The 21011-nt window shown below is 32.7% G+C and carries 22 protein-coding genes; 13 read left to right on the top strand and 9 right to left on the bottom strand.

The genetic code is table 11. From position 1 onward, the window contains the following. Positions 1–3: 3 nt before the first annotated feature. The 4 genes from Z053_RS0125065 to Z053_RS0125050 form a co-directional block, all read right to left on the bottom strand. Entirely contained in the window at positions 4–1302 is a 1299-nt protein-coding gene (locus Z053_RS0125065; protein ID WP_025667711.1) for an ABC transporter permease, read from the bottom strand. Continuing rightward, entirely contained in the window at positions 1295–2224 is a 930-nt protein-coding gene (locus tag Z053_RS0125060) for an ABC transporter ATP-binding protein (RefSeq protein WP_025667710.1), read from the bottom strand. The genes Z053_RS0125065 and Z053_RS0125060 overlap by 8 nt, the downstream gene beginning before the upstream one ends. A 318-nt stretch (positions 2225–2542) precedes the next feature. Next, the gene (gene dnaJ / locus Z053_RS0125055) at positions 2543–3652 is read right to left on the bottom strand and encodes a molecular chaperone DnaJ (protein ID WP_025667709.1); all 1110 of its coding nucleotides are present in this window, start codon (positions 3650–3652) and stop codon (positions 2543–2545) included. 6 nt (positions 3653–3658) lie between these two features. Continuing rightward, entirely contained in the window at positions 3659–4204 is a 546-nt protein-coding gene (locus Z053_RS0125050; RefSeq protein ID WP_025667708.1) for a nucleotide exchange factor GrpE, read from the bottom strand. 160 nt (positions 4205–4364) lie between these two features. Here Z053_RS0125050 and Z053_RS0125045 point away from each other — a divergent pair, with 160 nt between their 5' ends. Then, complete coding sequence (locus Z053_RS0125045; RefSeq protein ID WP_025667707.1) at positions 4365–5036, top strand: YceI family protein; 672 nt, start codon at positions 4365–4367, stop codon at positions 5034–5036. Between the two features lie 53 nt (positions 5037–5089). Here the strand turns inward: Z053_RS0125045 and Z053_RS0125040 are convergent, their stop codons facing one another. The 3 genes from Z053_RS0125040 to Z053_RS0125030 form a co-directional block, all read right to left on the bottom strand. After that, complete coding sequence (locus Z053_RS0125040; RefSeq protein WP_025667706.1) at positions 5090–6007, bottom strand: TIGR01777 family oxidoreductase; 918 nt, start codon at positions 6005–6007, stop codon at positions 5090–5092. A 132-nt stretch (positions 6008–6139) separates the two neighbouring features. Beyond that, the gene (mnmD, locus tag Z053_RS0125035; RefSeq protein ID WP_025667705.1) at positions 6140–6820 is read right to left on the bottom strand and encodes a tRNA (5-methylaminomethyl-2-thiouridine)(34)-methyltransferase MnmD; all 681 of its coding nucleotides are present in this window, start codon (positions 6818–6820) and stop codon (positions 6140–6142) included. An 11-nt stretch (positions 6821–6831) separates the two neighbouring features. Further along, the gene (locus Z053_RS0125030) at positions 6832–7338 is read right to left on the bottom strand and encodes a DUF4920 domain-containing protein (protein ID WP_025667704.1); all 507 of its coding nucleotides are present in this window, start codon (positions 7336–7338) and stop codon (positions 6832–6834) included. 322 nt (positions 7339–7660) lie between these two features. On the opposite strand from Z053_RS0125030, the gene Z053_RS0125025 reads away from it, so the two are divergent. After that, positions 7661–8728 carry a branched-chain amino acid aminotransferase gene (locus Z053_RS0125025; protein ID WP_025667703.1) on the top strand — a complete coding sequence of 356 codons (1068 nt, stop codon included), beginning with the start codon at positions 7661–7663 and terminating at the stop codon, positions 8726–8728. A gap of 80 nt (positions 8729–8808) precedes the next feature. Here the strand turns inward: Z053_RS0125025 and Z053_RS0125020 are convergent, their stop codons facing one another. Continuing rightward, positions 8809–9195 (bottom strand): pyrophosphohydrolase domain-containing protein, encoded by a 387-nt coding sequence (locus Z053_RS0125020; protein WP_025667702.1) that lies wholly within the window; start codon positions 9193–9195, stop codon positions 8809–8811. Positions 9196–9239: 44 nt separating this feature from the next. Between Z053_RS0125020 and Z053_RS31995 the strand changes: the two genes are divergently transcribed. From Z053_RS31995 to Z053_RS0124985, 7 genes are all read left to right on the top strand, one after another. Continuing rightward, positions 9240–9431, top strand: coding sequence for a hypothetical protein (locus Z053_RS31995; protein WP_035096817.1), 192 nt, complete (start codon positions 9240–9242; stop codon positions 9429–9431). A 177-nt stretch (positions 9432–9608) separates the two neighbouring features. Continuing rightward, entirely contained in the window at positions 9609–11171 is a 1563-nt protein-coding gene (locus Z053_RS0125010; protein ID WP_025667701.1) for a S8/S53 family peptidase, read from the top strand. A 25-nt stretch (positions 11172–11196) separates the two neighbouring features. Beyond that, positions 11197–11823 (top strand): hypothetical protein, encoded by a 627-nt coding sequence (locus tag Z053_RS0125005; protein WP_025667700.1) that lies wholly within the window; start codon positions 11197–11199, stop codon positions 11821–11823. Beyond that, complete coding sequence (locus Z053_RS0125000) at positions 11820–13745, top strand: sensor histidine kinase (RefSeq protein ID WP_025667699.1); 1926 nt, start codon at positions 11820–11822, stop codon at positions 13743–13745. Before Z053_RS0125005 ends, Z053_RS0125000 begins: the two co-directional genes overlap by 4 nt. Beyond that, positions 13742–14368 (top strand): response regulator transcription factor, encoded by a 627-nt coding sequence (locus tag Z053_RS0124995; RefSeq protein ID WP_025667698.1) that lies wholly within the window; start codon positions 13742–13744, stop codon positions 14366–14368. The genes Z053_RS0125000 and Z053_RS0124995 overlap by 4 nt, the downstream gene beginning before the upstream one ends. A 93-nt stretch (positions 14369–14461) precedes the next feature. Beyond that, entirely contained in the window at positions 14462–14797 is a 336-nt protein-coding gene (locus Z053_RS0124990) for a hypothetical protein (RefSeq protein WP_025667697.1), read from the top strand. Positions 14798–14863: 66 nt separating this feature from the next. After that, positions 14864–15649, top strand: coding sequence for a hypothetical protein (locus Z053_RS0124985; protein WP_025667696.1), 786 nt, complete (start codon positions 14864–14866; stop codon positions 15647–15649). A gap of 98 nt (positions 15650–15747) precedes the next feature. Here Z053_RS0124985 and Z053_RS0124980 read toward each other — a convergent pair whose 3' ends face one another. Next, entirely contained in the window at positions 15748–17799 is a 2052-nt protein-coding gene (locus tag Z053_RS0124980) for a dipeptidyl-peptidase 3 family protein (protein WP_025667695.1), read from the bottom strand. A gap of 92 nt (positions 17800–17891) precedes the next feature. On the opposite strand from Z053_RS0124980, the gene Z053_RS0124975 reads away from it, so the two are divergent. From Z053_RS0124975 to Z053_RS0124960, 4 genes are all read left to right on the top strand, one after another. Next, positions 17892–18926, top strand: a complete 1035-nt coding sequence (locus Z053_RS0124975) for an SRPBCC family protein (RefSeq protein WP_025667694.1) — start codon at positions 17892–17894, stop codon at positions 18924–18926. A 155-nt stretch (positions 18927–19081) separates the two neighbouring features. Continuing rightward, positions 19082–19447, top strand: coding sequence for a fluoride efflux transporter CrcB (gene crcB, locus Z053_RS0124970; RefSeq protein ID WP_025667693.1), 366 nt, complete (start codon positions 19082–19084; stop codon positions 19445–19447). Between the two features lie 41 nt (positions 19448–19488). Further along, on the top strand, positions 19489–19827 hold the full coding sequence (locus Z053_RS0124965; RefSeq protein ID WP_025667692.1) for a P-II family nitrogen regulator: 339 nt from the start codon (positions 19489–19491) through the stop codon (positions 19825–19827). 320 nt (positions 19828–20147) lie between these two features. Then, on the top strand, positions 20148–21011 hold an 864-nt coding region (locus Z053_RS0124960; RefSeq protein WP_025667691.1), incomplete at its 3' end, for an outer membrane beta-barrel protein.

The raw sequence follows: 21011 nt of genomic DNA, 5'->3' as shown, positions 1-21011 counted from the left end.
GCGTTAATATTTCATCCACTTAAATAACTCTTTATAGCTTGGTTTTTTACCATACATAAGTATTCCTACCCGGTATATTTTTCCTGCCAGCCATGTGATAAAGATAATACTTCCTACTAATAGAAGCATAGAAATCAATACTTCCCACCAGGGTACCCCAAAAGGTATACGCATTAACATTACTATTGGAGAAGTTAAAGGAATCATAGAAAACACTGTAGATACTGTGCCATGAGGATTTTCTATTACAGAAAAGAACCCTACATAAATCCCCAGCATTAGTGGCAAGATAATAGGTAACATAAATTGTTGCGAATCGGTTTCACTATCAACAGCTGCTCCTATAGCAGCATAAATCGAACTGTACAAAAAGTATCCTCCTATAAAATAAATAAAAAAAGACAACACTAAAGTCCCTAATGGAAGCTTCATGATATCTTGAAGTATTAGTTGTATTTCTTGCTGACTATCTCCTTGCATAGCCATCGATTGATCTATACCCACAGGTTGTGGATTTATCCCAAAAACCGAAGATACTACAGCAAGTAACACTCCACCCAAAATCACCCATATGAGAAACTGAAGAATCCCTGCAAAAGAAGTTCCCAGAATTTTACCCATCATAAGTTGTAATGGTTTTACAGAAGAAATGATAATTTCTATGATTCGATTAGATTTTTCTTCGATAACAGATCGCATTACCATATTACCATAAATGATAATAAACATCATTAAGAAATACCCCGCTACACCACCAAAAATCATTTTTATATAACTAGACATCTTTGATGTTTTCTCTCCAGAAAAGTTTTCTATTAGAATATTTACTTTGGCTTTTGAGTTTTCTATGGCATCCAGATCCAGTCCTTTTTCTTCAAAATTTTGATTGGTTAACTTGTTAGCTATAATTTTTTCAATTCTATTAAGTATTGAAATACTTGGTGCTTCATCTGCATAAAACTGTATTGATTTGGCAAGTTCACTATTAGAGTTTTTCTTTGGCACATACAATAGTCCATCAAGTTTTTTGATAACTACAGAATCTTTTGCATCGTTTAAAGTTAGATGACTATAATCTATATAGTCGACATCCCCAGAATCTTTAAAATCAGTACTAAACAATCCTGTTTCATCATAGAATGCTACTTTACGAATTTCATCATTGTTTAAGGTCGCGAGCCAGGCAATTAAAGAAATCATACCTACCATGATCAAAGGACTTAAAAAGGTCATCATTACAAAGGTCTTGTTCCGAACTCGAGCTATAAATTCTCTTTTGATAATTAATTTTAGATTACTCATTCTCTGTAATGGTTTTAATAAATATCTCGTTAACTCCTGGGATCACTTCATTAAATCTCATTATTTGGCCTTTATCTGATAAATACTGTAATAATTCATTCGAGGATGTATTATTATCTAAAGTTATTTTCATTTTCAATTGATCATCAATTGTTTTAAAATCTGCGGGGGTTACATCAAACTTACCTTGTAATGTGGTATATAAATCGGTGTTATTTTCGGTTAAAATACCTACTTCGAATGTATTAGATTTATAGGCTCTCTTTATATCGGTTACCTTCCCTTCTAGTATTTTTTTAGACTTATTTATTAGGGCAATATGATCACATAATTCTTCAACACTTTCCATACGGTGAGTAGAAAATATGACTGTTGCTCCTTCATCTCGTAGTTGTAGAATTTCATCTTTAATAACATTGGCATTTATGGGATCAAAACCACTAAATGGTTCATCAAAAATTAGTAGCTTAGGTTTATGAAGTACAGTTACAATAAACTGTACCTTTTGTGCCATTCCTTTAGAGAGCTCTTGTATTTTTTTGTTCCACCAATGTGAAATATCAAATTTATCAAACCAATATGTCAAACGTTCTTTGGCTTCGGCTTTACTAAGACCTTTAAGTTGAGCCAAATACAATGCTTGTTCACCTACTTTCATAGATTTATACAGACCTCTTTCTTCTGGTAGATAACCAATATCTCTAATATGCTGTGGTTTTAACGGTTCATTATCCAGATATACACTTCCTCTATCAGGCAAAGTGATTTGATTAATGATTCTAATTAGTGTTGTTTTGCCAGCTCCATTAGGACCAAGTAATCCAAATATACTTCCTTTAGGTACCTGGATTGATACATCTTGCAATGCTGTAAAATTTCCAAATTGTTTAGTGGCTTGTTGTACCTCTAAAAGATTAGCCATAGATATAAAATATGATTGTAGTTTAATATGAAACCCGAATGATACGAAAACTTAAAAACTTATGCTAATTATGTTAATGATTAATAAGATAAAACAGCAATAAATTTGGTCTCTCTTTTTTAGCCTGAATTACGTAAGTACATAATTCTAAAAACAAAACCCACCCTGAATACAAGTATTAAGGATGGGAAAAAAATTGCTATGAAAAAGAAAAATTATCACTAAATGCGCTAGTGATGTCTCAAATATACGAATTTTTCTTAATCAAACGTTAATAGAATTATAATGATTAAAAGTAGGTCTAATCACATAATTTTATTAAGAAAACATATCTTTTACTTTTTCAAAAAATGACTTATCTCCACTATCGGGGCTAGGTCTAAAATGATCATCTTTAGCCATTTTTTCAAAAAATTCTCGTTGTTCTTTGCTTAGGGCTTTTGGTGTCCAGACATTAACATGTACCAAAAGATCTCCTTTTCCGTAACCGTTAAGACTTGGAATTCCTTTTCCTCTCAATCTCAAAATCTTACCGCTTTGTACTCCATCTTCTATCTTAATTCTCACTTTACCCGATACCGTATCAATTTCTCTGGACGCTCCTAAAACAGCTTCAGAAAAACTAATGTATAAATCATAGTGTAAATTATTTCCTTCTCTCTGCAATTCGGGATGTTCCTGTTCTTCTATAGCGACCAAAAGATCTCCTGCGATTCCATTACCAGAAGCTTCATTACCTTTTCCAGCAACTTTAAGCTGCATCCCATCTTCTACTCCTGCTGGTATTTTTATGCTTACTGTTTCTTCTATAGCTTTTAAACCTTGAGCATCTGCATCGGCAGGCCTATGATCTATTGTCTGACCAGCTCCTCCACAGGCAGGGCACGGAGAAGATGTTTGCATTCTCCCTAATATAGTATTAGTAATTCTGGTTACTTGTCCTGCTCCATTACATGTACTACATGTCTTATAGGTGGTACCTGGTGCTTGAATTTTTCGTTTTACCTTAATCTTCTTTTCAACACCATTTGCGATTTCCTCTAATGTAAGCTTAACACGAATACGAAGGTTACTTCCTTTAGCTCTGCGTTGTCTTCCGCCTCCGCCGCCAAAACCGCTAAAACCACCAAAGCCACCACCAAAAATATCACCAAACTGACTAAATATGTCATCCATATTCATTCCACCGCCACCAAAGCCGCCGCCTTCAAAAGCCTGGTGTCCATACTGATCATAACGTGCCTTTTTATCAGGATCACTCAAAATTTCATATGCCTCTGCAGCTTTTTTAAACTTTTCTTCGGCAGTCTTATCCCCCGGGTTTTTATCGGGGTGGTATTCTATAGCTTTCTTACGATACGCTTTTTTTATTTCAGCTCCTGTAGCATTTTTGCTAACACCTAATATGTCATAAAAATCTTCCTTCATAATTTCTTATTGACCAGTCACAACTTTTGGAAAACGAATTACTTTCTCTCCCAACTTATATCCTTTTTCTATAACGTCTACAATCTTTCCTTTTAGATCATCATTTGGAGCAGGTATTTGGGTAATTGCCTCATGATCATCAGCATTAAAAACATCTCCCGCAGATACTTCTACTTCAGATAAACCTTTACTTTTTAAAGTTTCCTTCAGTTTGTTATGGATTAGCTCTACGCCTTCAATAAGCGCTGTATCTTCTGATTTTTCAATTTCTTTTAATGCACGATCAAAATCATCTAACACAGGTAACATTGACTGTATAACGTCCTGACTTGCAGTTTTAAACAATTCTAAACGCTCTTTAGAGGTTCTTTTTTTATAATTTTCAAACTCGGCAAAAAGTCTTAAAAACTTGTCTTTTTCCTTTTCAAGTTCTTCTTTTAGTAGTGTTTCTGCATCTACTACCTCTTCTTTCTCTGTCTCTTCAACAGGAGCATCAAGTACTTCTTCTACTTGATCTTTTACATCTTCAGTGTTTTTATTTTTCTTACTCATGTAACTCGTACCTTTTATACGTTTTCATTTTGAATAAGCAAAAGTACTGCCATTTTTGAATTAATGTCATAATGTCACAGGATTTTTTTAGTATATATTTAAGAGTATTCCTTCTATAAAAAAATAATTTTGACATCATTTTTAACTAAAACTAATATTTATGAAAATTAAATTTGTTAGCACACTTGTTATCACTGTGCTTCTAATAACTGTTTATTCTTGTAAAGGAGAAAAACAAAACGAAACAAAAGCTAATACTCCAGAGGAGGTAAAAGAAGCTCCGGTAGAAGCTATTACGTATAATGTCGATGTTGCATCAAGTTCTATAGACTGGGTTGGATCTAAGCCTTTAGAAAAGCATACAGGAACCTTAAAGCTAGCTAGTGGTACATTTGAAACTAAAGAAGGAGCAATCACAAGTGGATCTTTTACCATTGATATGACCTCTATAAATGTCACTGATCTTGAAGGAGATGATAAAGCCTATCTGGAAGGACACCTTAAAGGAGAAGGAGAAGGAAAAGAAGATCATTTCTTTAATGTTGCTAAATTTCCGAAAGCTGTTTTTGAAGTAACCGGAATTAGTGAAAAAGAAGGAAAAACTTTTATTGATGGAAATTTAACTATAAAAGGTACTAAGAAAAACATCTCATTTCCTGCCACAACTTCTGTTGAAGGTGATGTAATAACATTAAACACTGAAGTGTTTACTATTAATCGTACAGAATGGGGCGTAAATTATGGATCTAAATCGGTTTTTGAGAACCTGGGAGATAAATTCATTAATGACGATATCGAAATAAAACTTAGCCTTAAAGCTAATAAAGCTTAATCCTGTTTTCTTTATAAAAACTATAACCGGTACTCATAAGAGTATCGGTTTTTTTATCTAGCCTCTTTATCGATAAGCACATCTACTGCTGAAGCAATATTATCAAAATTAAAATCAAATCCTGTAGTAGAAATCTTACTACTACTAACCCGCTGACTAGAAAACAAAAGGCTATGCATTTCTCCTAAAAACAATTTCATTGTTAGCCTTGGTACATTAGGCAAAATTATTTTTTTATCTAATTTCTCTGCTATAGTATTCATTAGTTTTTTGTTAGAAACAGGATTAGGAGCCACCGCATTAAAAACTCCTGTTAACTCTTCTTCTATAACAAACATAAACATGCGGGCCAGATCATTAACATGAATCCAACTTTGCCATTGTTTACCATTTCCAAAGAAAGCTCCCATTCCAAATCGAATAGGTTTTGCCATTTTGGGAAAAGCTCCTCCTTTCTCAGATAAAACCAATCCAATACGAAGTAGACTAACTTCGATATCTAACGTTTTAAACTGCAAGACAGCATTCTCCCATTGGGTAACTACTTCTCCTAAAAATCCAGTGTCACACTCTGGAGCATCTTCTGTATAATAATTCTGAAAAGAATCTGGATATATACCAATAGCACTTGCAGAAGCAATATGACGAACCGAATGTTTTATATTTTTTAATGATTCTAAAATAAGAGAAGCAGTATGTGTTCTGCTTTCTAATATTTCTGTTTTATAAGAAGATGTCCACCGTTTTGCTACCGTTGCTCCAACTAGATTAACAATCACTTCGACATCATTAAAACAATTGGTATCGATTTCCCCTTTTTTTGGATCCCAAAAATAACCTGTATAGTTCGTTTTAGAACTTAGCTTATCTTTACTAGTGGTAAGGTAGTTTACTTCGATTCCAGATTGATGGCACAGATTAACTATTTCCTGGCCTACCAAACCTGTTGCACCAGTAATTAAAACTTTCACATGTCTAAATTTTAGTGATTATTAGATAATTAATTTACTGCAAAATACTACCGACTTACAATAAAACCTATCTCTTTATTATAGGTTTAACATACGTTTAGTATTCTTCTAACTTCCTAATAAATAGTATATTTATGATTTTACTTTTGTAGCTCTAAGCATTTCTCGTTTTCCTGGTGGCCCGGGAAGTCTTTCTACTACAAAACCTACCTCTTGCATTGCACGTCTTACGCTGCCTTTTGCCGCATAAGTAACCAAAACTCCTCTCGAACGAAGTGCTTCATACATCTTCCTAAAAATCTCTATTGTCCAAAGTTCGGGTTGTACCCTAGCTCCAAAAGCATCAAAATAGATTAAATCAAAACTGTTTTCATCTATTATATCTGCAAAAAACTGCTTACGCTTAACGAGTTTAAAGTTTGAAGTGATATCTACTGGCAATTCCCATAATGATTGGTGCATTGTATCAAAAACCTGTTGTTTCTCTTTTACAGCAAGTACTTCGGGATAATTCATTAGTTTGGCCTCTGGTAGTGCTACTGGATATCCTTCTACTCCAACATAATAAATTGGTAGATTATTTTTTTCTGCTTCAAGAAATGTTATAAAAGCATTTAGACCTGTTCCGAAACCTATCTCCATAATATCCAGCGAACCCGACTTATTTTTACTCAGAATATGATCGAATCCACTTTTAATAAACACATGCTTTGCTTCATTAATTGCACCATGTTTAGAATGGTAATGCTCATTTAACTCTGGCAAATGAATGGTTTTTGAACCATCGGCAGTGGTAATAATTTTACGTTGTATCTCTTCTTGCATTATTCTTTTATCAAAACACCTTCTGCTACAAAAGAATACGTTTTCTTAGGAGTTGTAATACTGGCAATTTCTTCTTCGGTTTTTCCTGCATCACTGGCAAAATGGCGTTGTTCATCTACAGACATCTCAGTCACAAATGCTTTACCCTGAACAATGATAGTATCATTTTCTATGTTCTTTGGCACAAAAAAACCATAATCTTTAAACTTCACCATAGTTTCTTTATCACCATCCAAAGCTACTTTCATCCAACAACCTTTAGCCTTACAAACAGCATTTACCGTACTCGAAAAAGCAACTGCTACTGTATCGCCTTCTTTTAAGTTTTCATATTTTTCTGCTATTGCATCTCTATTGTAAATATGATCTGAAGATACTTTATCACCAAAACTTTTATAATTTTCACTTGAAATATCGTTAACAGAAAAAAAGTTTTCTGTCTTAGTCGATGAATTACAACCTATTAGTACTAACAATCCTACAAAAAACAGTGCATTTTTTTTCATAATCCTTTATTATCTTTATGTTTTGCAAAATTAAACATTTTTAAAATTCTTATTTTATAAGAAAAGGGTATTTTTGTAGTGAATTAAAAGGATGTTAGTATTCCTTTGGTTTTGAGACAAAGAATATGATAACAAGCTGTAAAAAAGCCTAATGCTATCATTAACTTTTAAAAGATAACCAAGTAAAACGAGCATTAAGAAATTTAGATATTCTTTTCTTCAAAGTAGCTATTTTAAATCTCTTACCATAGTATGTAGTGACTACACTCATTCTTAACCTTTTAATCAATGTAATGTAAAATAATTAAAACGACTGAAACAAATGAAAAACACAATTTCTCAAGCCTTGAAAATTAGTGAAGTAAGTGAGTCCAAAATCGGACAAGTAGATTTTGAAAATCTTAATTTCGGGAAAATTTTTACAGATCATATGTTTGTCTGTGATTATGTGAATGGAGAATGGCAAAATCCAGAAATTGTTCCTTACGGTCCGCTCACTATGGAACCTTCTGCTCGTGTTTTTCATTATGGCCAAGCAGTTTTTGAAGGGATGAAAGCGTATAAAGATGATAATGGAGATACTTTTTTATTCAGACCCGATGAAAACTTTAAACGTATCAATATATCTGCAGAACGTTTGGCTATACCAGAATTTCCTGAAGATTACTTTTTTGAAGGACTAAATGCCTTGTTAAAATTGGATAATGAATGGATTAAGCCTGGTTATGGAAATTCATTATACATACGTCCTTTTGTGATTGCAACCCAGGCAAGTGTTTCTGCTTCTGAAGCAGATGAATATAAGTTTATGATCATATGCTCACCTGCTCAATCCTATTATAGTGGTGATGTAAGTGTATTGGTTGCAGAAAAATTTAGTCGTTCTGCTAACGGAGGTTTTGGATATGCAAAAGCTGCCGGAAACTATGCAGGGCAATTCTATCCAACAAAACTAGCCCAAGAACAAGGATACCAACAAGTGATCTGGACCGATGCTAGTACTCATGAATATATGGAAGAGGCAGGAACAATGAATGTATTCTTTAGAGTTAATGACACCTTACTTACAGCTCCTGTTAGTGATAGAATTCTTGATGGGGTCACTCGTAAAAGCTTGATTACTATTGCCGAAAAAGAAGGTATTAAAGTAGATGTACGACCTGTTAAGGTTAGCGAAATTGTTGAAGCTGCAAAAAACGGAAGTTTAAAAGAAGTTTTTGGCGCAGGAACTGCTGCTGTGGTGAGCCCTGTAAAAGCATTTGGTTATAAAGGAGAGCATTACGAAATCGAAAAGCAAGAAAATTCTTATGCTTCTTATTTCAAAAAAGCACTAATGGATATTCAATACAATAAAGCCGAAGATACTTTTGGCTGGAGATATAAAGTGTAGTTTGGAGGTATGAAAATTATACCGACTATATTATGAAAACAAAACTCCCGAAAAAATATTTTTTCGGGAGTTTTAGTTATTTATCGATCTAAGATTTCTTTGATATTGGGTTTAAAATAATTAGGCCCCTTAAGCACCTTACCATCCTCTCTGTAAATAGGTTGTCCATCTTCACCCAGTTTACTCATATTACTACGCTGGATTTCATTAAACACTTCTTCTATCTTGTGTTGCATACCATGCTCGATAATAGTACCACACAAAATATATAACATATCGCCCAAAGCATCAGCAACTTCTACCAAATCATTGTTTTGAGCAGCCTCAAAATATTCTTCATTCTCCTCTTTCATCAGGTTAAATCGAAGTGTGTTTTTAGCCTCTCCTAGATCGGCTATGGGTTCGTTTTTATATCCTAGTTTAAATGAAGTGTGAAATTCTTGTACCGCAGCAATTTTATCTTTCATCAGTATATTTTTATAGATTATCTTTGCCGTAAAAATAACAATTTATGTTTAGTCAGGGCCAGTTAATATTTGCAGGATTTTTTGTCGTAGCATTTATCATCTTAATGATATTTAGCTATCGAAAAGATATCAAACTACATCGCAAATATTATAAGGGTAGTCTTTTTATTCTCATTGGTTTTATTATCTTTATTTTGTTGCTTTTTGCGTTAAAAACGTATTTACAACCCGAGTAAACCATAAACACCCCTAGAATTTCAGTCAAAATAGTTGCATTTTGGTTACTACCGTATTGGTACGTAATCTGCTTATCTTTTTGGTTTTTCTTAAACCATTAGGATAAAATACCTTGTATTGGGTATGGATTAACACTCTGTTTTTTGAGAGTTTTGGAGTAACTAAATAACCTAGAGATGAAAGAAATATCATATTATTTTTGGCATAAGAAAGAAAAACAGAGAATAAGTGGTTCATCTCTGGCCATCTTTCTACCTACAGATTGGGAACATGAATTAGTGGAAGAATATATACAAGTTAAAAAACAAGAATTTCCAGAATTTGATATTCAAAAAACAGACAATTACATACTTACTATAAGTACAAAAGATTCCTTAGATTACCTAGATCTAAAAAAGGAAATTACTGATGAAAAATTTCTGGGTGTTCAAATAGAAATTAAATTTAATATTGATGAAGATGAAGATGAAATTTTTTTTACTGGAACATCTTCTTTCCTGCTTAAACTTAATAAAAATGTTCAACTAAAAGATATTAGAGAAAACCATGGATGTAAAAATATTGAGAATATAAAAAATCAATTATTCATTTTTAGGTATGATTCTGAAGCCAAATCTGTAAATGATTTCAATAAGCTTTTTAACTTAACCAATAAAAATGCATCACCCATTGAATATATTGAACCTAATTTTAAAACATACCAAAAAATAGATTTTGATCCTTCGGAGCCCGATGATGATAAAAAAGAAGCACATACACTCATAGAAAAATCAAGCTTTTTAAATGAATGTGCACATAGACTTATAAATACCTCAGTAAAAGATATAACCAAAATCAATACTCCAAATATTACAATAGGTATTCTGGATTCGATTATCGACATAAACCATAATGCTATAAAAAATAACTCTATTACGGGAGGTATTACTCAAAAAAATTTTTCATCTTCCAAAACTCCAAATCAAATAAATAAAAAAAGACCTCATGGGATGCAATGTATTGGACTTGCTACAGCTATGACCACCAATGCAATTTTAAATAAAGATTTGATTAATTTAGGAGCAGGTTGTTCCATTGCCTCTGCCGTTGTAAGAGAACATCTACAATGCTGTTTTAATGAAAATCTTTATACACCAGAAATGATTATTAAAGCTATAGATTGGTTAGTAAATTCTAAAAACTCGAAAGTAATAATAATACCCTGGAATAAACATTCTTTTAAGCCTGCAGGGGAAAAAAGTATAACAGACTGCATTAAATATTACATCAATAACAACAATGTAACCTTTGTAATTTCTGTAGGAAACAACTCAAAATCTGTAAAGTTTCCGGCTACAATTAGAGAAGTAATATCTGTAGGAGCAGTAGATTTAGATGGGAAATACATCGCTAAACAAAGTAGAGGTTGGTGGTCTAATGAGGGAGATGAAGTAGACATAGCGGCACCTGGAAAACATTTGATCACAACTGACTTTTCCGGGGAAGCTGGGAAAAACTATAGATTAAATGGGGTAGAATACCTTGATTATTGCACTTTCAAGGGCACATCAGCTGCGACTCCCATTGTCGGTGGGGGTATTGGGCTTATGTTGTCCTTAGCTGAAAGAAAAAATATTGATCTCAAACCAGACAAGATTAAAGATATCCTACTTAGTAGTGTACTAAAACCAGCAGGATGGGAAACCAAAAAATGGGGTGAAGGAATATTGAATATATCAGCATCTCTAGCAAAAATCTAATCATTAATTAAATAAAGTAATACTTATGGACTATTCTTCTAACATCATTTTAGAATTAACAAATAATGAAAAAGAACCCAGAATCCAAGCAACCTATGCAAGTCAATTGTATGGCACCTTTTTTGGAGTCTTCTCAAGATTTTATGTTCAACCTATAAAAGGCTCAAATGATAGAGTCGTTACTAAGATCAAATTCTTTCTAATTAATTACAAAGGTGAAAAAAACTTGAAGATAATTACTCCTTTTGATAAACCTAAAAAATCCGACAATGATGATATTCCTGGCTGGGTGATTGACCTTAAAGTACAACATAACATTAATGCTAACTCTTTCCAAGAAAATGTCGAGCTAGATCTAACCAGATTTTTTCCTGAAACTAATGGAATGATTGTAAAAGATGAAGATTTCATTACCTTATATCGTGTTTTGATTCCTATGAATGGTCATATAGCAAACGATCCTAAGCAACATTGGATAAAACGCGCTTTTAATAATGGCGTTTTTGATAGTGAATGTTTTAAGCGAGACGGGTATTATGTAAATGAAAGAAAAAAATTTGAATATTCTGATGACACTTTTATAGGAAACCAATCAGGCTCTTATCCATCCTTAAACTGTGTTCCATCTAATAATAAAATTATATTTATGTGAAAAAAATAGCACTCCTTTTTTTTGTTATAATTACGTGTCCCATTGCAGGACAATCCAACTATAAAGAAGTTGATTTTATCAATAACTTATTTAGTTTAAATTTTGAGCGTTTAAATGAAATTGCTCCAGAACTGGACAAGGGGGTTGATCTTCCTTATTTCAGTTTTATGAAACAAATAGTATATAACTCAGGTCAAAAACCCAAAAAAGATAAAAAAATATATGATCAACTTAAGGAAGCTAAATTAAGGAATAACCTGTTACTTTATAATCTCACATTAGGTATGTATCACCTTTACAACAATACATCAAATGAACAAACTTTTAAATTTTTAACTAACTCTCTTATACATGCAAAACAAAATAAAGAAATCAAATGGCAAAAAATAACATTGTTCTTTTTTTTAGAGTTGTATTCACAAGAAATCGTACAAAGTAGTGATACCCATCTATATTATTTAAAAGAATTTAAATCCCTAATAAAAAATGATACAGAACAATTTTGGTTTCATATTTATAATATTAAATTGATTTCTAAACGCAATAAGGGAGATGACACTATAAAACAATTTGAAAAAGCATTCATTAATCTTCAAAAGCATTTTCAAAAAAAAAAATACAATGATAATTTAAGCTCTTATTATAAATATTTTGACGGGCTCAGGCATCAATTACAAGGAGATATTCATAATGCGATCATAAACTATCAAAAAGTCGTAGAACTAACGGAGAAAAAATCTTTTTTAAAATATCTAAAATTTAGTAGTTTAATACAAAAAAGTCAACTGTTTTCAATAAATAATAATTTCTCAAAATCAAAATCAAATTTAGAAAAAGCAAAAAAAGAATGGAATATTTCAGATACTATTCGGTCCAGATTTATACAAAAAAAATATACTGCAATTAACTATTTCGAGCCTTTAAAAAAGTATGATTCTGCTTACATATACTTAAAAGAATCTATAAGAGATGAACAAAAGTTAGATTTCAGAAAAAATACAATTAAAATATCAGAATTGAATGTCAGACTTCAGACCTCAGAAAAAGAAAATGAAATAATTCAAAACGAAAAAAAAATAGTACAACTATTAAATACAAACCTAAAAACCGAAACGAGTCGAATTCGGAATAAAAACTTATTAATTGGTTCTATTGTTTTTATTATAATTGGTATCATTATAGCGCTTCTTATCTATAAAAATACCAAACGCAAACAACGTATTGCAGAACAAGAACGAGAAATACAAATCCAAAAAACAGAAAAACTACTTAAAGAACAAGAGCTCGCTGCTATCGATGCAATGATATCCGGGCAAGAAAAAGAACGACAACGCCTGGCTAATGAGCTACATGACAACCTAGGAAGCACATTAGCAACTGTTAAACTTCATTTTCAACATTTGCAAAACAATAGAGACAACCCCAAAGTTGAACATGTAGAAGAATTATATACTAAAACGAATGCACTGTTAGATGAAGCTTATCAAAAAGTACGCACTATCGCTCATGAGAAAAATAGTGGAGTGATGGCAAATCAAGGGTTGCTCCCCGCTATAAAAAACTTAGCAAAACAAGTATCTAATGGAGATGGTTTGCACATAGAAATACAAGATTATGGATTGGAGGAGCGATTGGACAATACGTTAGAAATTTCAATCTTTAGAATGATACAGGAGCTCATTACCAATACTATTAAACATGCTGAAGCTTCAGAAATACACATCTCTTTAACCAATCATGATTCTCTTTTAAATATTATCATAGAAGATAATGGTAAAGGGTTTGATGCCAAAATATTACCCAAAAAAGAAGGAATGGGGTTAAGAAATATCGAAAAACGAGTAGAACACCTCGAAGGTACCTTCGAGATTGATTCTACCATAGGAAAAGGAACTAACATCATTATAAATATACCCATATGATCACAATAGCTATTGCAGAAGATCACCAATCTCTTATTGATGGTGTAGAACTTCTTCTTCGGTATGAAGAAGAAATTAGTATTGTTGGTATGGCTAATGATGGAGAAGAACTCCTCAATATTGTAAGAAGAAAACAACCCAAAGTTGTGCTTACCGATATTAGAATGCCAAAAATTGATGGTATTGCTGCTACCAAAATCATAAAAAAAGAATTTCCTCACACCAAAGTTATTGCCTTCTCTATGTTTGATCAGGAAGATGCTGTTCGACAAATGATCGAAGCAGGTGCATCTGGATATTTGCTTAAAAACTCACCCCTGGAAGAAGTGTTAACAGCAATACAACAGATTGCAAAAGGAGAGACTTATTTTGATGCTGCTATTAGCCCAACACTCTTCTCTAAAGATGCTAAACAACCTTCTAAAAAGCAACTGTTATCAAAAAGTGAGCGGGAAATCCTAACACTTATCGGGCAAGGAAAAACCTCATCAGAGATCGCTGCTATTCGTTTTAATTCGGTATCCACAGTAGAGACACATCGTAAAAATATAATTCGCAAATTAGGTCTACACGGCAAAGGGGAATTATTGCGCTATGCCATAGAAAAAAAGTATGATTTTTAGATAATCTTCCCTTCCTTAAAAGATAAATATACCCTGCTATGGGTATTTTTTTGTGCTTGATTGTGAAGTAGATTTGGATTAAAACATTAAGTCATGCAAAACAAAGTCCGTTCTTTCAATCAATTCAAAACTGTTCTGGAAAAAGATGCTACCCTTCAGCAAGAATTTAAATCAGATCCTGTAGCCGCAATTAAAAAGTTTAAATCTGAACCATGGTTCAACGATAAACTCATTTATAGACTTGTAGTTCTATTTCTTGGAATTATTGTACTCACCATTTGTGTTGGGGTAATTATACTAACCAGTCAGGAGAAAATCAATGAGAATTTTGATGTGCCTGACATTTTAATCGCTACCGCTTCTACAGCAATTGGTGCGATTGCAGGATTACTAACACCTGGTTCTAACAAAAATCCTGGAACAAGTTAAAAAAACTCTAATAACCTTTTACAACATCTTCAATGTGGATTTATAATATATTAAACACTCATACTCATGAAAAAAATTGTATTACTACTAACAATAAGTTTGCTTGGGGCATATTATTGTATTTCTCAAGAATTGCAAACTAATTATATTTTCAACACCAATTATAAGGATAAATCCACAACCATAAGCTATAAAGAAGGTTACAAAATCAAAGTGATAAATATTCTGCCTTCATCCGATGGAAATGAAAAAAATGATACAATAATATTTACGGTAAACAAATTCCATACAGATACTACTGGTGACTCTGGGTACAAACTAAATCGGTTGCTCTATGAAAAAGATGATGCTATAATTAATCATAACATGAGTAGAAAAGATTTTAATACGTATACAAATCCAATCTACCCCTTTTTCAGGGGTGTTAGAGCTGGTTTTTACACCATTCCTTTTAAGATAAGAATAAGTGATTTTGATTTCGAACAGAATATAAACTTTGGAATGAATATCGGTTTTCAATTTAGATTCAATAAAAAAATTGAAGATCGTTGGTTATATGAACCCTCTATTGGTATTGGTCTTTCTTCGATAAACCTAAGTAATAAAAATAGCGATGTTACTGAAGAACGAACCGCTAGTGCTTTTTCTACTTCATTTGGTTTAATTCTTCATTTTGACAAAAACATTAATCTTGGAATTTTTTCTGGATTAGATTTTTTAGGTAATAATGATAAAGAAGTAAATTGGAAATACAATAAAAAGCCTTGGCTAGGTATTGGTATCAATATAGGATTCTCTCTCTCGGAAGGGAAAGGAAATGGCTCAGACAATGTTGCTCCCAATCCTAATTAAAACAACTTTTATTCATTTACACAAAATATTGGATGCTGTCATAAAAAAACACCCTTCTCCTATACAGAAAAGGGCGTTTAGCATAATTTAGTTTTTCTCTAATTCACCTCTGGTAAGAAGTTATAATTCTTACTGTACCATAACATTTGTTCTTCGAAGGTTTTAGGTTGGAATACTTCAAAACCTGTAATCTCATCTGCCTCATCGGTTTGAGGTACTAAAACAGGGTTTACAAAACCACTATATGGTGCAGATGTAAATTGCTTATTACGCTCTAACACTTCTGCATGTACTGCCTGATCGACTTTTACACCATATCCTTCTACCAAAGCTTCTGCCGCTTTATAATCTCCTTCAGATTTGATACGTTGTGTCTCTCTTAATAAACGTCCAAAAATTTCGCGCAACTTAGCATAATCATTAATATTATAGTAGGTTTTTCCTTCTCTGGTTACTTTTTCTATTACATTATCTTTCTTTCCTTGCTCAAAAGCCCAGCCACTTACCCACTGGCGATTACGCATATGTGCTTCTTCTACATCATCTCCTAAGTTTAAACGAATCAATTGTGTCATTAATCCATTTCTAATATACCCATCATAAGCAGCTTTACCTGTCTTTTCCCAATCTTCAACCAATCCTAGCTCTTGTAATTTTGGATCCATTAAATAGTATAATCCAACTAAATCAGCACGACCTTCTTCCATAGTAGAAGCATAGTTCTTTAATGTTTCTTTAGTTTCACCTACTCCAGGATTTAATTTTCCAGATGCATGACCAACTACTTCGTGTAATGCCGTATGTAATTTATCTGCTAATTGTCCATATTTTTCTTCTAGTTCGAACTCTTCATCATCATGTACAAATTCTTTTAAACGTCCCGAACCGCCAGCATTATTATAAGCTCCGATAATATTTCCTAAGGATACAGATTTAGAACCAACAGCAGCTCTAATCCAATTTGCATTAGGAAGGTTTACTCCTATAGGTGTACTTGGTGATGCATCTCCTGCTTCTCCTGCAACAGCTACTACCTTATATGAAACTCCTACCACACTATCTTTTTTATGAGCATCCATTAATGGAGAATTATCTTCAAACCACTGTGCATTTTCTGATAGTACAGACATTTTTTTAGACATATCAAAATCCTTGATCTGTACAATAGTTTCATAAGAACCTCTATATCCTAATGGATCATTATACACTTCAATAAAACTATTAATGTAATCTATATTACCATCAGTAGCTGCTGTCCATGCCACATTATAATCATCCCAGGTTTGTAAATTTCCTGTTTTATAATATTCGATCAATAATCCCAAAGCATCTCCCTGAGCTTCATTTTCTGCTACACCTTTTGCTTTCTCTAACCATTTGATAATTTCGTCGATTGCAGATCCATATAATCCTCCTGACTTATATACTCGTTCTTTTAATTTTCCATTTTCTTTTACCAACTGAGAGTTTAAACCAAAGGACAAAGGTTTCTCTTCATTTGGAGATTTCATTTTACCATAAAACGAAGTAACATCGTTATTGGTAACGCCAGGTCCATAAAAATTAACTGCAGATAGTGCTACATTATCAACTCCTTTTGCTTGATTTACTTTTTTAGCATCTTGATCATTAAAAATCACTTCATATACCTCTTTAGATACTTCTGTACCTGTAGCTGCAAGCAGAGAGCTAAAATAATCCTGGCTAAATTCTGGCTTGATCTTATCATTACTGTAATGGTGATGAATCCCATTAGAGAACCAAACTCGTTTTAGATACGTTTCAAAAGCTTTCCAATTTGCATCACTCTTATTACCTTCATAAGAAGTGTAGACTTTTTCTAATGCTTTTCGAATAGTAAGATTATGACGGTAATTCTGATCCCACATAATATCTCTTCCACTTAACCCAGCCTGAGTAAGATAATATACTAATTTTTGTTCTTTCAAAGTAAGATTATCCCAGCCTGGTATTTGGTATCTTAAAATTTTAAGATCTGCAAATTGCTCTACAACATAATCAAACTTTTCCTCTGTTACCTCCTGCTTTTGTTCCTGTTGGTCAATTTGATCCTTAACACTTGGATCCTTTTTACACGCAATCATTAAACTAGTGATCGCTATAAAAAATAATATTCTGTCGAGTTTCATTTATTTTATTTTATTGTTTTGACAAATGTAACAAAATAAAAGGATGTTAAAATTGTTTATATTAGCTGACCAAACAATCTAAACTAACTAACATGAAAATAGTAAAATATTTATTTTTTCTATTATTATTAGTAATAATTGGCGGAGCTGTTTATGTTGCTACCATAGACGGTGAGTTTCAAGTAGAAGAAAGTAGAGTAATCGATGCTCCTGATGAATTGTTATTTGCTACAATCAATGAGTATAGAACCTGGGATAAATGGGGGCCTTGGATGGATGAATCTGATGATTTCATCATGGAATATCCAGAAAAAACAAGTGGTGAAGGAGCTTCTTATAGCTGGAAAAGTGAAACAGAAGGAGATGGTAAAATGGAGACCATAAAAACTTCTCCGTTTACCAGCATAGATCAAAAAATTACCTTTATCACTCCTATGGGTGAAAGCATAAGTGATGTGTACTGGAAATTTGAAAAAATTGAAGATAAAAAGACTAAAGTAACCTGGGGTATGAAAGGTGAACAATCTTTTATGGAAAAAGCATTCTGGGCTACTCAAGATAGTAGTATATCGAAAATGCTAAAACCTATGTATGCTCGCGGACTCGAAAAACTCGATGCATTTACTGATGAAAAAATGAAAAAATATACGGTTCATGTAGATGGAATCACAGAGCATGGGGGCGGTTTCTATATGTACAGTGCTACTGCTTCTTCAATAGCTGTAATTCCTGAAAAAATGAAGGAAATGATCCCTGCGGTAGATACGTATATGAAACAAAACAATCTTCCACGAACAGGAATGCCATTTACACTATATAACGAGTATAACGAAGAACAGGGAACTGCAATTTTCTCTACTGCAATACCAACCAGAGATAAAGTAGTTACTCCAAAAGAAAGCGCTATTCTTTGTGATTTTTTACCAAGACAGAAAGTGGTTAAAACCACACTTAAAGGAGATTACAACAATCTAAAAGAAGCATGGGAGGCTGGTTATAAGTATATTGCAGAAAATAACTTAGAGCCAAATACAGAATCTGCAGCTTTCGAAGTATATCGAGTAGAACCAACATTACAACCAAATCCTGCTGAGTGGGTTACCGAAATTTATATTCCAATAAAATAGCACCTTATAAACTGCATTCTATGATTTGATAGAATGCAGTTTAATACATTAAACACTATACTATAGAGCAATTTAGTTGATCCTATATCATTGGAAGCTTTATACAAACATACATCAATGCTACCCTGGGCTTAAAAAAACAATAGATAAAACAGATGAAACAAATACTCTTGGTATTTATCGGAGGTGGCACAGGCAGCATCGCACGTTATCTTATAAGTAAATACCTTAATAGTTCTTCTACAGGAATCCCATATGGTACCTTTACAGCTAATATTTTAGGTAGTCTCTTTATTGGGATTATTCTTGGGCTAGCTCTTAAAAACAATGTAATATCGCAAAACACAGTTACCTTTTTAGCAACCGGTTTTTGCGGGGGATTTACTACCTTTTCTACATTTGCTTATGAAAATCATGTATTACTAAAATCTGGAGATTTTATCAATTTCATGATCTATGCTATTGGATCATTTGTAGCTGGAGTTCTTTTCATATTTTTAGGGATGTTTATAGTAAAATAATACTATAAAAATATACCAGAGATTAATTCAAATAAAGGCTTATGAAAAAAATTGAAGCAATTATACGCAAATCAAAATTCGAAGCTGTAAAAGAAGCTCTACATAAAATTGAAATAAATTTCTTTACTTATTGGGATGTAACTGGTGTCGGTAATGAAAAGAAAAGTCGTATATATAGGGGGACCTCCTATAATACATCTGATATTCCCCGCAGTTATTTATCTGTAGTGGTCTCTGATGAATTTGAAGAAAAAACAATTCGTACACTAATTGATTCTGCCAAAACCGGAGAAGTCGGTGACGGGAAAATATTTGTATCAAATATCCAGGATGCTTACCGAATTAGAACCGAAGAAAAAGGCAATCAGGCATTACATTAAGTGTTTAGCACATTAATCACCTCAATACCTTTCATCTAAATATATACATATCGTTTTTTTGATCACCTTCTACTTTCTAATCTATTTATTAAAATTTTTTAGACCAAAACAAGCACATATTGTAAGAAAAGCTTAAAAATACGCTTTCAAATTCTCAAAATACATCAAAATAAAAGTTATACCCTAATTTTAATAGGGTATAAATTATAAAATAAATAAAAATACACAATCATACCCTATTTTTTATAGGGTCAAATTTGTTTTTATATATTTTTATCGTTCCAATTAAAAACTAATTATAACGGTAATCAATGTTTATTATGAAAACAAAAACCACCACATTTTTAAAAAAAGTAGTTCTTTTTACTTTAATCTTGTTAAGTTCCAAAGTTATTAGCCAGGAAGAAAAACCAAAATCAACACTAGATAAGTTATTATCTAACATAAACTTATCAGGATCTATCGACGGATACTACAGGTACAATTTTGGAGCGCCTAATGACAACTCGGTAGCTCCAAAAACATCATTTGCAAACGATAATGGCTTTGCATTAGGTATGGCTAATACCGTCTTGGAATATGAAGGCGAAAAAGTTGGGTTCGTAGCTGATCTTGTCTTTGGACCCAGAGGCGAAGATGCTGTATTTAATTCTGATGATTCTGCTCAAATCATTAACCAATTATTTGTCTACTGGAATGTAACCAAAAGCATTAAACTAACCTTCGGTAATTTCAATACTTTTATAGGGTATGAAGTGATTTCACCAACTGGAAATTTCAATTACTCTACTTCGTATATGTTCTCATACGGCCCTTTCTCACATACTGGTTTGAAAGCAGATATTGCAATAAGTGAAAAATGGTCTGCTATGCTTGCTGTAATGAACCCTAGTGATTATACAGACAATAACCCTTTTGACACCTATATCGCTGGAGCACAAATAGGATATACCCTGGATAATGGTAGTGCTTTTCTAAATTTTAGATATGGTAATGAAGGAGAACCAGGAGAAGTAGGTCCTACTTTTCAGGTAGATCTTACTACAGGATGGGATCTTACACAAGATTTTTATCTCGGCGTAAACACAACCTACGTATCTACAGAACCACAAGAAAGCGGAGATGCTTCTGGGTTTTACGGACTAGCACTATATCCTCAATATAAAACATCTGAAAAATTCGCT

It is taken from the genome of Aquimarina megaterium XH134, from assembly GCF_000520975.1.
In the GTDB taxonomy this organism is placed as follows: Bacteria; Bacteroidota; Bacteroidia; order Flavobacteriales; family Flavobacteriaceae; genus Aquimarina; species Aquimarina megaterium.
Note: the sequence above shows the minus strand (reverse complement) of the source record. Positions and strands in the feature narration are given on the sequence as shown.

Coding starts and splice junctions, on each gene's coding strand:
- Z053_RS0125065 (WP_025667711.1), bottom strand. CDS start 1,302: ATGAGTAATCTAAAATTAATTATCAAAAGAGAATTTATAGCTCGAGTT.
- Z053_RS0125060 (WP_025667710.1), bottom strand. CDS start 2,224: ATGGCTAATCTTTTAGAGGTACAACAAGCCACTAAACAATTTGGAAAT.
- dnaJ (WP_025667709.1), bottom strand. CDS start 3,652: ATGAAGGAAGATTTTTATGACATATTAGGTGTTAGCAAAAATGCTACA.
- Z053_RS0125050 (WP_025667708.1), bottom strand. CDS start 4,204: ATGAGTAAGAAAAATAAAAACACTGAAGATGTAAAAGATCAAGTAGAA.
- Z053_RS0125045 (WP_025667707.1), top strand. CDS start 4,365: ATGAAAATTAAATTTGTTAGCACACTTGTTATCACTGTGCTTCTAATA.
- Z053_RS0125030 (WP_025667704.1), bottom strand. CDS start 7,338: ATGAAAAAAAATGCACTGTTTTTTGTAGGATTGTTAGTACTAATAGGT.
- Z053_RS0125025 (WP_025667703.1), top strand. CDS start 7,661: ATGAAAAACACAATTTCTCAAGCCTTGAAAATTAGTGAAGTAAGTGAG.
- Z053_RS0125020 (WP_025667702.1), bottom strand. CDS start 9,195: ATGAAAGATAAAATTGCTGCGGTACAAGAATTTCACACTTCATTTAAA.
- Z053_RS31995 (WP_035096817.1), top strand. CDS start 9,240: ATGTTTAGTCAGGGCCAGTTAATATTTGCAGGATTTTTTGTCGTAGCA.
- Z053_RS0125010 (WP_025667701.1), top strand. CDS start 9,609: ATGAAAGAAATATCATATTATTTTTGGCATAAGAAAGAAAAACAGAGA.
- Z053_RS0125005 (WP_025667700.1), top strand. CDS start 11,197: ATGGACTATTCTTCTAACATCATTTTAGAATTAACAAATAATGAAAAA.
- Z053_RS0124995 (WP_025667698.1), top strand. CDS start 13,742: ATGATCACAATAGCTATTGCAGAAGATCACCAATCTCTTATTGATGGT.
- Z053_RS0124990 (WP_025667697.1), top strand. CDS start 14,462: ATGCAAAACAAAGTCCGTTCTTTCAATCAATTCAAAACTGTTCTGGAA.
- Z053_RS0124985 (WP_025667696.1), top strand. CDS start 14,864: ATGAAAAAAATTGTATTACTACTAACAATAAGTTTGCTTGGGGCATAT.
- Z053_RS0124980 (WP_025667695.1), bottom strand. CDS start 17,799: ATGAAACTCGACAGAATATTATTTTTTATAGCGATCACTAGTTTAATG.
- Z053_RS0124975 (WP_025667694.1), top strand. CDS start 17,892: ATGAAAATAGTAAAATATTTATTTTTTCTATTATTATTAGTAATAATT.
- crcB (WP_025667693.1), top strand. CDS start 19,082: ATGAAACAAATACTCTTGGTATTTATCGGAGGTGGCACAGGCAGCATC.
- Z053_RS0124965 (WP_025667692.1), top strand. CDS start 19,489: ATGAAAAAAATTGAAGCAATTATACGCAAATCAAAATTCGAAGCTGTA.